This is a genomic window from Paraburkholderia sp. 22098 (genome assembly GCF_052045935.1).
GTDB classification, from domain to species: Bacteria; Pseudomonadota; Gammaproteobacteria; order Burkholderiales; family Burkholderiaceae; genus Paraburkholderia; species Paraburkholderia caledonica.
Window position 1 is genome coordinate 108649 of the sequence record NZ_JBQEPV010000006.1, and the last position, 12384, is coordinate 121032.

Sequence of the window (12384 nt, forward strand, 5' to 3'; positions counted from 1 at the left end):
GTGCCGGAAAGCGGCAGCACAACCATAACGGAGGACTGATGGCAAAGCGGTGAAGGCGACGCGCCCGCCTTCACGTTGCGTGGAAATGTCTAGAGGCCGAGATCGGAGAGACCGGGATGATCGTCGGGACGGCGGCCAAGCGGCCAGTGATACAGCCGGTCCGCTTCACGAATCGGAAGATCATTGATGCTGGCGTGACGGCGCGCCATCAATCCGTTTTCGTCGAACTCCCAATTCTCGTTGCCATACGAGCGGAACCAGTTGTTCGAGTCGTCATGCCATTCGTAGGCAAAGCGCACGGCAATGCGGTTGTCGGTGAATGCCCACAACTCCTTGATCAAACGATAGTCCAGCTCCTTCGCCCACTTGCGGCGCAACAGCCCGACGATTTCCGCGCGGCCATGCGTGAACTCGGCGCGGTTGCGCCACACGCTGTCCGGCGTGTACGCGAGCGACACGCGTTCGGGATCGCGGGTGTTCCAGCCGTCTTCAGCGGCGCGTACTTTCTGGATCGCGGTTTCGCGCGTGAACGGCGGCAGCGGCGGGCGGCTTTCGATTTGATCGGCCATGAGATTCCTCGCTAGTGGTCAGATTGCGGTGAGGTTACGGTCAGGTTGCGGTCCGCCTGGAAGGCAGGGACTTACTTGCAGATCGAGGTGAGGCTTTCCTGCTTGAGGACGTCTTGGGCTCGCCGCCTGATTCAGCGTCGAGCAAAGTTTGAGCGACGGCTTGCGCGTCGAGCGCGGCATCAGGCTCGCCGCTAACCAGTGCGACAGCGATCGCACCATCGAGCAACACTAGCCATTGCCGCGACAAACGCGCGGCGCGCCTTGCATCCACGTTCTCTTGCGCGACGAACTGCTCGCATTGCGTTCGCACAAATGCAAGCAAACGTTCCTTGTGTTCCCGCGCGACGACACGGATCGGGTCTTCTGCCGAAGCGATTTCGCCGGCCGCGTTCAAAAACGCACAGCCGTGAAAGTTCTCCGACGCGAACCATTCGCGCAATACATCGAACATGCCAAGCAGGCGTTTGCGCGCGCTCGTGCCGCCGCGCTGCTGCGTGCCCGCGATGAACCAGTTCATCCAGCGTTCGTCGCGTCGTTCCAGCGCGGCCGCGACGAGCGCGTCTTTCGATTCGAAATGTGTGTAGAAGCTTTTACGCGCGGTTCCTGACTGCTTGACGATCGCATCCACGCCGGTTGCGTGTATGCCTCCGGCGTAGATCAACGCTTCCGCGGCGTCTAGCAGTCGCTCACGTGGGCTGGGCGTCGCCGCTTCTTCAATGCGAATATGAGTAGCCATGTGCGAAGAGTAGAACGATCATTCTCCCTCGTCAAGTTTTTCCCCATTTTGCGTGCGGCTACCGCTAACTGTTATCTTGATCGGGATGAGTCAACCGGAAGCTATTTGATGAAGACATTTGTCGCCCGCGCCTTTGTCGTGCGCGCTTTGCTCGCTGCAAGCTTTCTCTTTGCAACGGCTTGCACGCCATTGCAAGTGCTCACACATTCCGTCAGCCAGAATGAGGCGCGCGTACCGGTTGGGCGCTACGATCTCGACCATGACCATTGCAGCATCACGTTCGACGTCGAACACTTCAAGTATTCGCGCTTTACGATGCGCTTTGATCGCAAGACGGGGCAGTTGGACTGGAATGAAGGCGGGCTGGAGCGGAGTAGTGTGTCCGTTACGATCGACGCCGCGAGCATTGACACGAATGTGCCGCTTCTCGACAAAATGGTGAAAAGCCCGAGCCTGCTAGACGTGGAGCGCTATCCGGAGATCCGTTTCGTCAGTACGAAATTCGAGCGCACCGGCGAAGCTCGCGGCGCGTTGACCGGCGATCTGACCATTCATGGCGTAACGCAACCCGTCACGCTCGACGTCACCTTCAACGGTTTTGCACCCGACCCGCTAACGAAAAAAGACACGCTGGGTTTTTCCGCAGAAGGGCATATCAGCCGCGCGAAGTTTGGGCTCGCGACATGGTATCCAGCGGTCGGCGACGACATTCACGTGCGAATTCAGGCCGAGTTCGACAAAACGCCCGCAGGCGCTTGAGCACGCTGCGGGCGTGTCTGACGCGGCGCGCATTGCGCCACGTGTGTGTTATGCCGAGGTCCAGTCGAGAATGACCTTGCCGCTTTCGCCGGACAGCATGGTCGCGAACGCTTGCTGATAGTCGTCGACCTTGAAATGGTGCGTGAGGATCGGCGACAGGTCGAGACCGCTTTGCAGCATCGCGACCATCTTGTACCAGGTCTCGAACATCTCACGTCCGTAAATGCCCTTGATTTCAAGGCCTTTGAAAATCACCTGGTTCCAGTCGATCGCCGTTTGGGCGGGCGGAATACCGAGCAGCGCGATCTTGCCGCCGTGGTTCATTGCTTCGAGCATGCCGGTGAACGCGCCTGGAACGCCGGACATTTCCAGGCCAACATCGAAACCTTCGGCCATGTGCAAATCGGCCATCACGTCGCGCAACGATTCACGAGAGACGTTCACGGCACGCGTCGCGCCCATCTTACGAGCGAGTCCGAGCCGATAATCGTTGATATCGGTAATCACGACGTTGCGCGCTCCCACGTGCTTCGCAATCGCCACGGCCATGATGCCGATCGGCCCGGCACCCGTGATCAGCACGTCTTCGCCGACCAGATTGAACGATAGCGCGGTGTGCGTGGCATTGCCGAACGGATCGAAGATCGCCGCGAGGTCGTCGGAGATCTCGGGCGGAATCTTGAACGCGTTGAACGCCGGAATCACCAGATATTCGGCGAACGCACCCTCGCGATTTACGCCGACTCCCACCGTGTTACGACACAGATGCCGACGCCCGGCGCGACAGTTGCGGCAGAACCCGCAGGTAATGTGACCTTCGCCCGACACGCGGTCACCAATCGAAAAGCCGCGCACTTCCGCGCCCATTTCGACGATCTCGCCGACATACTCATGGCCGACATGCATTGGCACAGGAATGGTTTTTTGCGCCCAGTCGTCCCACTTCCAGATATGAATGTCGGTGCCGCAAATAGCGGTGCGCTTGATACGGACCATCACGTCGTTATGGCCGACTTCGGGCACTTTGACGTCAGTGAGCGTGAGACCGGGCGCGCGCTCGAGTTTTGCCAATGCTTTCATATGCGTCCCGTTTCAGATGACACCAAGTTCGCGGCCGACGCGCGCGAATGCATCCACCGCGCGGTCGATCTGTTCTGTTGTATGCGCGGCGCTCATTTGCGTTCGGATGCGCGCGCGGCCTTTCGGTACGACCGGGAACGAAAAGCCGATCACGTAGACGCCTTCGTTCAGTAACGCATCGGCCATTTTCGAAGCAAGTTGTGCGTCGCCGAGCATCACTGGAATGATTGGGTGTTCCCCAGGCACGAGCGTGAATCCAAGCGCGCTCATCTTGTCGCGAAAGTGTGCGCCGTTCTTACGCACGCGCTCGCGTAGCTGTGCGCCTTCGTCGCTTGCGAGTAGTTCGAGCACTTTCAGCGATGCCGCCGCGATGCTCGGCGTCAGCGTGTTGGAGAACAGATAGGGGCGCGAACGCTGCCGCAGCAAGTCCACAATTTCTTTGCGCGCGGCGACATAGCCGCCCGATGCGCCGCCGAGTGCCTTGCCGAGCGTGCCAGTAATGATGTCGACGCGCGACAGCACTCCACAATGCTCTGGTGTGCCGCGTCCGTGTTCACCGACAAACCCAACGGCGTGCGAGTCGTCGACCATCACGAGCGCGCCGTAACGGTCCGCGAGATCGCATATGCCGGCGAGGTCGGCGATGATGCCGTCCATTGAAAACACGCCGTCGGTGGCGATCAGCTTGTAGCGCGCGCCTGCGGCGTCTGCCTCTTGTAGTTTCGCTTCGAGATCGGCGAGATCGTTGTTCTTGTAGCGGAAGCGCTTCGCCTTCGAAAGCCGCACGCCGTCGATGATGCTCGCGTGATTCAACTCGTCGCTGATAATGGCGTCGTTTTCGTCGAGCAGCGTTTCGAAGAGACCGCCGTTGGCATCGAAACAACTCGAATAGAGAATGCAGTCGTCGGTTTGCAGAAATTCGGCGAGCGCGCTTTCGAGTTGCTTGTGCACGGTCTGAGTGCCGCAAATGAAACGCACCGACGCCATGCCGAAGCCGTCGTTGTCCAGGCCTTGCTTCGCCGCCTCGATGAGCCGTGCGTCGTCGGCGAGTCCCAGATAGTTGTTCGCGCAAAAATTCAGCACGCCTGTGCCGTTGGCAAGACGAATGTCGGCCGATTGCGGGCTGGCGATCACGCGCTCGCTCTTGTAAAAACCGTCGGCGCGGATCTGCTCCAAAGTGCCGCGCAGATGGGCGAGATATTGTTCACGCATGAACCGGGCTCCTGAATGGGTGATAGGCGAGTGCGAGACTTCCACCGCTTTGGGCACGCGCGACATGGGCGGCCACGAAGCGACCTGCTATAGTCGGCTGTCAGTTTTATCGGATTTTTTCGTTTTTCCGAACTAAAATCCGGTATGTCGAACAACTCTAAACGATGGATCTGGAAATGGCAAGCTCGGGTAATCGCCGTGCGGCGGCAGGCGCGGCGTCCGCTCCCCATGCAGTCGCGGCTCCTGCGATCGCGGCGCCGCCGCGCGTCGGGGAGCAAATTCAGCGCTTGCGCGCAGAACGGCGCATGACGCTCGACGATCTGTCGCGTGCGGCCGGCGTATCGAAGTCGATGCTTTCGGAGATTGAACGCGACAAGGCCAATCCGACGATCGCGGTGGCCTGGCGGTTGACCAACGCGCTGGGAGTGAGCCTCGATTCGCTGTTCGCGCCGCAAAAGACGCCGGAAGCGATCGCCGTTGCCGGTCCGCACGAAATCCCCACGTTGAGCGGGCACGATGCGAAGTATCAACTGCGGGTGTGGGGGCCGATCGAGTTGGCCGGCAAATTCGAGTGGTACGAGTTGACGCTTCAACCGGGCGGGGCGCTGGTGTCCAATGCGCACGAGCCCGGCACGCGTGAACATCTGACGGTGCTGCAAGGATCGATTGAGATTGAGGCAGCCGGCACCGCCAGGCGCCTGAAAGCTGCGGACACTGCGCGCTATGTGGCGGACGAGCCGCACGCGATCCGCAATGTGGGCAAGGGCGAGGCAAAAGCGCTGCTGGTGGTGATCCACGGCTGACCGGCTGACTCACCGTTAGAATCTTTTCAACCGTGAGGGGTCGCCGGCTGAGTCGGGAAGTGTGAAAGGTTGCGTCGAACACTGTATATTTGTACAGTACAGGGTATCGATTGGAGCCGATAATGAACGACCTGACGACCGAGACAACCGACCGCGCTCTGGCCGCGCTGCGCTATCAGACCGCGGCGCGCGATCTCGAATATATCGTCCGCAATATTGCTGCGCGCTACATCGCGCAGCAAGTGCCGCTCACTTGGCGCCTGCTGCATGCAATCGAGGCGGAGGCGCTGGCTGATCTTGGATTTGCCAGCCGCCATGACGCGATCATGCTCGGTCTGTTTCAACGTCCGTCGGATCTTCCTTATCCCGAAACCGACGAGGGCGTGGACTTCGGCACGTCCACCGCGCTGCCCGCGGTGTTTGCATTTGCAGTCTCCGCTTATGAGCAGGCGGCTCGCAGCGCCGCGACGCGCGCATCTCAACCTGCCGCACATAAACGGGCAAGAGCTTGGGGCGACTGACCGTCAGCCTGGTCAGGCGAGTCTACAATGTGCGCAACTAACTGAATGATCGCGCATGTCGCCTCCTCATTTATCCGATCCGGTTCCGCGCCCGGATCCATCCACCGATCTTTTCGATCAGCAACGCGAAGACTGGCGTCGCGATCCACAAATCGCGTTCGACGCGTGGCTTGCGAAGCAGCATTTCAGGCGTTCGTCAGCGCAGGTTTATCAGGCGCAGTGGGGACTTTTTCTCGAGTGGTTGGCCGCGCGTCAAAAGACGCTGGTTACTGTCGATACGCAGAGCATCGCGGACTTTGTCGCCGGCCTGGATATTCGCAAGCCTCAGCGTGTGCGTTACCTACGTTTGATCGAGCGCGTGCTGGATCATGTGCGTGAAGTCGAAGCATCGTCGACCAATCCGGCTCGCTTCATCGCTCAGGATGGCGAAGCCGCGTGGCGCAACGCACGCGAGAACGAGCCGACCGGTTTTCTTCATCATGCCGAACGGGCTGCATTGATCGCGCATCTGTTTTCGCCGCTACAGGGACTGTCTAAAGCGCAGCGCTGGAAAGAACGGCGCGACCGCGCATTGATCGCAGTGTTTCTCGGCGGTGGACTGAAAACCGGCGAGGCCGCCGCCTTGGCGGTTAGTTGCGCGGCACCCGGCTCGCCGTGGTTGACGATTGAGCCGACAAACCCAGCGCTCATGCGGCGCACTCGGCTAGCGCCTTTCGCGTCGGCGATACTCGAAGCATGGCTCGCCGAGCGGCGCCTGGCGGACCTCGCCGGCGATCTGATTTTTCCTGCGTCGCCTTCAGGCAGGCCGATGCACAAGGCAACCATGCTTCGTGCCGTCGATGCACTCATCGAAGCGGCAGGCATCGCGGCGTCGCGTACATCGCGCGCCAGTCCGCAAACCTTGCGCAACACGTTCGCTGCTGATCTGTTCGAAAGCGGAGTAGAGGCGGAACTCGTCGGACAATGGCTCGGATTTGTGCAGGCCGTGTCTGCGAATCGTCTCTATCGAGCCTGGCAAACATGGACGAAACAGCAGAATCCAGACGCCATACTCGAACCGGATCCCGCCGCGCCGCTGTTGCCAGAACCTCGCATGAACGGGCGTTTCACGAGGACGCCGGGTGCGGCGGAGTCCTGAAACCTCTCACGTTTGGCCTCCCGAATTTCCTCACCTTTGACGTAGGCGGCGCCTTCGCTTCATGCCTGTGCAGAAAGCGAGTTGCTGGATAAGAATCGGCTTACCGCTTCCAGTCGCGAATCGCCGAGCCCCGAAGAATGCTCGCATTCCGGACACTGCAGTTCGAACCGGTGATCGACCTGCGAGAGTTCGGGCTCACCTTCGTCGCACTTCGGGCAGCGCAGCGGCAAGCGCACGTGGCCGTCCGCTGCGGTTCCAATAGTTCGCAATTCATCGCTCGAGAGCCGGCCGCCTTCAACTAGCGAGCACAGCAAACTGCCGATTTCCGGGTCGATGCCCTGCTGGCCGCGCAAAGCCGCAAGTTCTTTTGTCAGCGCGTCGACCTCGTCCGACTGCTCGCGCAGTTGCGCGTCGAGCCGGTCGCCCCGTGCCTTCGCTGCCGCAAGTTGCTGAATGAACTCGAATTCCTTCCGACTCGCGTCGCGCACGCCGGACTGATAGGTCGCGGCCATGCTGCGCAGCGAATCCAGTTCGACAAGCATCGGCTTCACCCGGCGCTCGGCCTCCGCGACGGCATCTTTGATCTGCTGCGCGTAGTGTTCGGTGCTTTGGCGCAATTCCACATGAAGCGCGTCGATGCGATCGCGCAGCGTCGCGTTCGTGGCCTGTTCCGTGTCCAGGCGTTGGCGGAGCGTTTCGTTTTCGTGTTCGAGCCGGCGCACCGTTGTTTGCAGACCTTCATGGTGGGCAGTGCCGTGCATAGTGACGGTGGACAACTCCGCCTCCAGCGCGCGAACGCGTTCCCATGCAGCTTCCGCCCGTTGTTCACTGCGCTTGATTGCATCTTCCGAGGCGTCGCGACGGATTTCCGCCTCGCGTGCGCGCTGTTCCGCCGCGGCAATTTGCGAGCGCGACTCTTCCCGCTCGGCGTCCAATGTGGTGCGCGCGTGGGCGACGGCTTCTTCGAAAAGCGCGCCTAGCAATTCGCCGGCGCGCTCTTCCAGAGCTTTCGGGATGGCACCCGCGCCGACTTTGACGCGCGACACATTACGAATGCGTTCCCAGAAGTGGTCGATGTCCTTTGGTATATCGCTCGCGCTGCCCGTCTGAGTGAGATCACGTACGGCTGCCATGGACGGCCGTATGCCCAGATCGAAAAATAGTCGCTTGCATGCATGTAGCGACAATTCCTGGCGGCGGCTGCCGCGAGATCGCATGGCGTCAAGCTCTTCGCGGATGGCTTGACGTTCGTCGTCCACGTTCATATTTGGGCCCACTGTTGTGCTGACTGGACGAATAATAACAATTTACGTAGCAAACGATACGTTTTTGTGAGGTTGGACTGTGTGGAGGCTGTTCTTAGTCGAGGAGGGCTTATTTTGCAGACATAGAGTCACGCGTGCAGCAATTCTTCGTGAAACAAAACTAAGAACCACGCATAACTTATTGTAAACAAAGACGGTTTGTTAGCCGTAGTTTGATAGCGCACTGTTTCACGATACGCATCACTACAAGCAATCGACGATTGTTTCTATCCGAGAGCTCTCGTGTTTTTGGCTAGAGAGTAATAAAAGTAAACACCTTGAACCCAAGTTAAAAACGTTAACGCCAAAGCAAAGCCTTGCCTGGCGGGGCTTTCCGAGCAGCAAGGTGAAGCTTTCCGGGAGAGTTGGTGAGGTTATGCGGGAATCGGGAGTGATGGGGTTCGGGAGGCGTGGTGAGCAGGTCCGGGATGTATCGTGAGCGGGTTCAGGGGACCCCACTGAATGAGACGTCAGGCCAAGGTGAGTTTTTGCGGGAGCGCTTCGGCCGGGAGCGCCCGGCAGGCCTCGCCCGCGACTCGTGAAGCCGTCAGGATCGAGGTGAGCACTTTCGGGAGGGTTGCGACGCCCTCTTTTTGACCCTGTTCGAGCCGCAAAAAAGCTCGTGGTGAGCGAAGACGGGAGAAAACGCAGATGAAAGGTGAGGCTTTACGGGGCTTAGCTGGCCGTTTTGCCTTTATTTTAGGCATTTGAAGCCCAAGGTGAGCTTTTGCGGGAGCTGTTCCCGCTTCCGGCGCATGTTTTTCCGCATGACAGTGAAATTGCCAGGCAGCGGCGATGCAAAGGTGAGCGAATCCGGGAGTTGGTCGCCATGGCGCCCAATCATCTCCAAAGTCGACCGGGATGACGTGAAAGGTGAGAGTTTTCGGGGCGCGTTTCGGGCGGTTTCAACGGTAAAGGTGAGGGAATTCGGGGGCAACAGGCGGCTCATCGGCTGGAAAAGTCCTACCTGCGGACTTTGGCCGGTAGTTGAGCGGTGGCGTTGGGATGCCGACGGTGAGAGTTTTCGGGAGCGTCCAGGCCACCACTGCACATCGAGGGAAATTGCAATCTGGCCTAAAGGTGAGATTTTACGGGAGCCGCTACGCCGGCAAAGTTCAACGTTGAACCCATTTTTGTTCGACATAACCTGTTGAAAATAAAGCATAAATATCGATATTCCCGCAAAGGTGAGGCTTTTCGGGAGGTGCATCTGGAAGACTTGCGAACATGGCGCCGCATTCCAAGGTGAGGCTTTTCGGGACGATTTTGAAGCACTTTTATCGCTTCGACACGGGGGAAGCCGCGCCGTTTGGAGCATTGAACCGATCCTAAGGTGAGCTTTTTCGGGGACTCGTGAAGCGGGTTGCGATTGACGACGCTATTTCGGCCCCTCTGCGCGGCAATTCTGTCGAAGATGCCCAACGCACATGGTCACGCACACCCCGGTCTCTCTATATGGCGAGGGGATCACAGCCCTTGTGACCTGCATGCACGTTAAGGTAAAAGGGCGAAAAAAATTTTGAGGTGAGGAGGTTCGGGATATCGCGCTCGCCGTCGAGCCGACGCTCCAAACCTCCCGATTTTCCGCAGCCCGCGACACTAAAAGGATTGCCGAACCTGGCGCCGAAAGAGAAAGGTGAGAGTTTTCGGGAGTCTGCGGAGGTGAGTCGCGTCGCGTAAACTCGCTTCACCCGCAATGGTGAGAATCACGCTATAGACGGGTATCACCACAGTCGGTATGCTCTCGCCAAATCCCTCCTTGACCATACGCATGGCCACGAAGCGCGCCAAGAAAACCGATGTAGTCAGCCCCAGCTCGGCGGAATTGCGCAAGGCCGTCGAGGCAATCGCTATTCAGCCGAAGAGCGGCAAAATCACGCTGCTGACGCGCAAGCTGTTCAATGTGCTGCTCGCTGTCGCGCAGCAAGCCGACGAATCGGGCGATACCTATCGCGCGTTACTGTCGGACATCGTCGCCAACTCTGCGTTTGATTCCAACGACACCGCTCTCGTCAAAGAGCACCTGCGCCGGATGGTTTCGGTTCAGGTCGAATGGAGCACTGGCACGTCCAGTCAGAAGCCGGGCCGGAAGTGGGGCATCTCCACGCTGATCGCAGACGCGGAAATTCTCGAGGATCCGACCACGCGCCGGGTCTGGGTGGAATTTTCGTTCGCCCCGAAGATCAAGAAGAAGCTGCTCGATCCGGTTCAGTATGCGCGTCTGAGCCTGCAGTTCCAAAGCCAGTTGCGCAGCAGCGCCGGCCTCGCGCTGTACGAAATCTGCGTGCGCTATCTGACCAATCCAAGCCATCTGACGATGCGCGAGTCGTGGGAGTGGTGGCGCCCTATCCTGTCCGGCACGCCGGACACGGAAGCGGGCGATGAAGCAAAGCGCGAATACAAATACTTCAAGCGCGATTATTTGCGACCGGCAATCGCCGAGGTGAACGCAGTCACAAATATCTTCGTGGAGCTGATCGAACACCGCGAGGGCCGGCGTGTCGCCGAAATCCAGTTTCGCGTGACCGAGCGCAAGCAGCCGATGCTGGCTCTCGACGAGCATCCGAACGTGTTCGACAGCACGCTCGTGGATCGGATGGTCAAGATCGGCATTCCGCTGAAAGAGGCGCAAACGCTTTACGCGGACAGCGAGGAAAATCGCATCCGTGCGGCTTTGCAGATGACCGAGCAACGCATGCGTAGCACGTCGCTGCCGCCGGTACGCAGTGCGCCGGCGTTGTTCAAGGACGCACTGAAGAAAGGATACGCACCGCCTGTCGAGACCGTGGCATCTGGTGGTAGCGCTAAGGCCGTCGCGGCTCCCGCGGACGATCTGAAGGCGCGCCTGTTGGGCGAGTATTCCGCGTATCGTCGCAGGGAGGCACGCGAGCTCTACGACGAGCAGGGTGAGTCCGAACGGGACATCGCACGGCAGTCGTTCGAGGAAGAAGAGTTGCCGGGGCTCGGCGCCCATATGCGCGACGACTGGCGTCGCCGGGGACTCGACTCGAAGATCGTCGAGACGGCGTTCTTCGATTGGCTGGCTCGCAAGACGTGGGGCGAGCCGACCGACGGCGATCTGCTCGCTTTCACACTTAGTCAGTCGCGCGCTGCTTGATCAGTCGGCACGCTGCCGGCAATTCTGGACGCGGCGGCGCATCTGACGGCGGCCGCCGCCAGACCGCTTATTGAGCGACTATTACTTCAACATCTTTTCGATCTGTCGAAGAATGTCGTCACGTTTTTCACGCGTGAGACCCTTCAGGCGCAATTCGATGCGGTCTTCTCCGTAGGTCTTCAGGTCGCCGACCGACACCCCATCGAGCTTTACTTCGAGCCGCTGCGAATAGCGCTGGCGACCCGCCGGCTTGGTGCTTTCGTGTGCAGTCGCTCTGCCCTTGACGATGTCGGCGACCTGCCGCGTGCTGAGGTCGTCAGAGAGTATCTTGTTGATCAGACGCAGCGTCGCGTCGGCACCGCGAGCCGCGTGATAGCGGCCTACCTGATACGCCATGTTGGAACCGAAACGGTCAGGCCGCGCAACCATCTCATGCATGACTGCTTCGGGTAACTTGGCAATCGACAACGCCACGGCCACCGTCGACTCGTCCAAACCAAGATGCTCAGCCAGTTCCTTCTGACTTTGGAAATGGCGGTCGTCCAGAAAGCGTTTCCAGACCACCGCATTGTCGAAGACTGTCTGCGAATCTCGCTGGACGTTGAGATCGTAGCCGAGCTTGTAGCTCTGAATTCCAATTGGCAGATCGATAACGATCGCCTTCACTGATTCCTTGTTTGCTTCCTTCAACGCCCGCACACGTCTACCGCCGTCGCTGACGAAGTAGGTGCCGGGATTGTCATAGTCAGGAATGACGTGGATCGCCTGCTGTTGCCCTTGCTTCGCCAGATTCACGGCGAGTTCGGCAATCGATGACTTCACGTAGAAGTGCCGCGGATTGAAGGGGCTCGGCTTGATCGTTTTCAGCGCAAGCTCGATGACCTGACCCGGGCGATATCCGTGTTCAATTCTCCATGCACGGTAGGCGGCGGACTCGTTTTCGGCATCAACGTTGTCGAGGCCCGAATCGGTTTGCGGGACTATGCCCGGAAGCGGTCGCACGGAACCGTCGGGGGCTTTCGAGGCATTGTTTTTGACCAGCCCATCAATCGCGTTCAGTCGATCTAACGCCGTTCGCTTCTCGCTACTGGTCGTATCAGGACGTGCTTGAAAGCCTTTGGCAAATTGGGAGGGTTTCATTCAG

The 12384-nt window shown here is 59.3% G+C and carries 11 protein-coding genes; 5 read left to right on the plus strand and 6 right to left on the minus strand.

The window, feature by feature from the left end; all coding sequences use genetic code 11:
- Nucleotides 1–89: 89 nt before the first annotated feature.
- Nucleotides 90–569, minus strand: coding sequence for a nuclear transport factor 2 family protein (locus ACTJLB_RS14415; RefSeq protein ID WP_020068633.1), 480 nt, complete (start codon nucleotides 567–569; stop codon nucleotides 90–92).
- 40 nt (nucleotides 570–609) lie between these two features.
- Nucleotides 610–1305, minus strand: a complete 696-nt coding sequence (locus ACTJLB_RS14420; protein ID WP_440783658.1) for a TetR/AcrR family transcriptional regulator — start codon at nucleotides 1303–1305, stop codon at nucleotides 610–612.
- Between the two features lie 108 nt (nucleotides 1306–1413).
- On the opposite strand from ACTJLB_RS14420, the gene ACTJLB_RS14425 reads away from it, so the two are divergent.
- A complete protein-coding gene (locus ACTJLB_RS14425) occupies nucleotides 1414–2064 on the plus strand; it encodes a YceI family protein (RefSeq protein WP_440783659.1) in 651 nt (216 codons plus the stop codon).
- 48 nt (nucleotides 2065–2112) lie between these two features.
- Here ACTJLB_RS14425 and tdh read toward each other — a convergent pair whose 3' ends face one another.
- Together tdh and ACTJLB_RS14435 are read right to left on the minus strand one after the other, a co-directional pair.
- Entirely contained in the window at nucleotides 2113–3144 is a 1032-nt protein-coding gene (gene tdh / locus ACTJLB_RS14430) for an L-threonine 3-dehydrogenase (RefSeq protein WP_440783660.1), read from the minus strand.
- 12 nt (nucleotides 3145–3156) lie between these two features.
- Nucleotides 3157–4356 (minus strand): glycine C-acetyltransferase, encoded by a 1200-nt coding sequence (locus ACTJLB_RS14435; protein WP_020068637.1) that lies wholly within the window; start codon nucleotides 4354–4356, stop codon nucleotides 3157–3159.
- A 164-nt stretch (nucleotides 4357–4520) separates the two neighbouring features.
- Between ACTJLB_RS14435 and ACTJLB_RS14440 the strand changes: the two genes are divergently transcribed.
- The 3 genes from ACTJLB_RS14440 to ACTJLB_RS14450 all read left to right on the plus strand — a co-directional run bounded on the left by ACTJLB_RS14440 (nucleotide 4521) and on the right by ACTJLB_RS14450 (nucleotide 6818).
- Entirely contained in the window at nucleotides 4521–5159 is a 639-nt protein-coding gene (locus ACTJLB_RS14440; RefSeq protein WP_020068638.1) for a helix-turn-helix domain-containing protein, read from the plus strand.
- A 122-nt stretch (nucleotides 5160–5281) separates the two neighbouring features.
- Entirely contained in the window at nucleotides 5282–5680 is a 399-nt protein-coding gene (locus ACTJLB_RS14445; RefSeq protein WP_087751898.1) for a DUF2471 family protein, read from the plus strand.
- Nucleotides 5681–5735: 55 nt separating this feature from the next.
- The gene (locus tag ACTJLB_RS14450; RefSeq protein WP_440783661.1) at nucleotides 5736–6818 is read left to right on the plus strand and encodes a tyrosine-type recombinase/integrase; all 1083 of its coding nucleotides are present in this window, start codon (nucleotides 5736–5738) and stop codon (nucleotides 6816–6818) included.
- Between the two features lie 59 nt (nucleotides 6819–6877).
- Here ACTJLB_RS14450 and ACTJLB_RS14455 read toward each other — a convergent pair whose 3' ends face one another.
- Nucleotides 6878–8083 carry a DNA-binding protein gene (locus ACTJLB_RS14455; RefSeq protein ID WP_310356310.1) on the minus strand — a complete coding sequence of 402 codons (1206 nt, stop codon included), beginning with the start codon at nucleotides 8081–8083 and terminating at the stop codon, nucleotides 6878–6880.
- Nucleotides 8084–9893: 1810 nt separating this feature from the next.
- Here ACTJLB_RS14455 and ACTJLB_RS14460 point away from each other — a divergent pair.
- A complete protein-coding gene (locus ACTJLB_RS14460) occupies nucleotides 9894–11240 on the plus strand; it encodes a replication initiation protein (protein ID WP_087751895.1) in 1347 nt (448 codons plus the stop codon).
- A gap of 81 nt (nucleotides 11241–11321) precedes the next feature.
- On the opposite strand, the gene ACTJLB_RS14465 is transcribed toward ACTJLB_RS14460, so the two are convergent.
- Nucleotides 11322–12380 carry a ParB/RepB/Spo0J family partition protein gene (locus tag ACTJLB_RS14465; protein WP_440783662.1) on the minus strand — a complete coding sequence of 353 codons (1059 nt, stop codon included), beginning with the start codon at nucleotides 12378–12380 and terminating at the stop codon, nucleotides 11322–11324.
- Between the last annotated feature and the right edge of the window lie 4 nt (nucleotides 12381–12384).

Bases quoted from the DNA above. Each gene is read 5' to 3' on its own strand.
- ACTJLB_RS14415 (WP_020068633.1), bottom strand. From the start codon at position 569: ATGGCCGATCAAATCGAAAGCCGCCCGCCGCTGCCGCCGTTCACGCGC.
- ACTJLB_RS14420 (WP_440783658.1), bottom strand. From the start codon at position 1,305: ATGGCTACTCATATTCGCATTGAAGAAGCGGCGACGCCCAGCCCACGT.
- ACTJLB_RS14425 (WP_440783659.1), top strand. From the start codon at position 1,414: ATGAAGACATTTGTCGCCCGCGCCTTTGTCGTGCGCGCTTTGCTCGCT.
- tdh (WP_440783660.1), bottom strand. From the start codon at position 3,144: ATGAAAGCATTGGCAAAACTCGAGCGCGCGCCCGGTCTCACGCTCACT.
- ACTJLB_RS14435 (WP_020068637.1), bottom strand. From the start codon at position 4,356: ATGCGTGAACAATATCTCGCCCATCTGCGCGGCACTTTGGAGCAGATC.
- ACTJLB_RS14440 (WP_020068638.1), top strand. From the start codon at position 4,521: ATGGATCTGGAAATGGCAAGCTCGGGTAATCGCCGTGCGGCGGCAGGC.
- ACTJLB_RS14445 (WP_087751898.1), top strand. From the start codon at position 5,282: ATGAACGACCTGACGACCGAGACAACCGACCGCGCTCTGGCCGCGCTG.
- ACTJLB_RS14450 (WP_440783661.1), top strand. From the start codon at position 5,736: ATGTCGCCTCCTCATTTATCCGATCCGGTTCCGCGCCCGGATCCATCC.
- ACTJLB_RS14455 (WP_310356310.1), bottom strand. From the start codon at position 8,083: ATGAACGTGGACGACGAACGTCAAGCCATCCGCGAAGAGCTTGACGCC.
- ACTJLB_RS14460 (WP_087751895.1), top strand. From the start codon at position 9,894: ATGGCCACGAAGCGCGCCAAGAAAACCGATGTAGTCAGCCCCAGCTCG.
- ACTJLB_RS14465 (WP_440783662.1), bottom strand. From the start codon at position 12,380: ATGAAACCCTCCCAATTTGCCAAAGGCTTTCAAGCACGTCCTGATACG.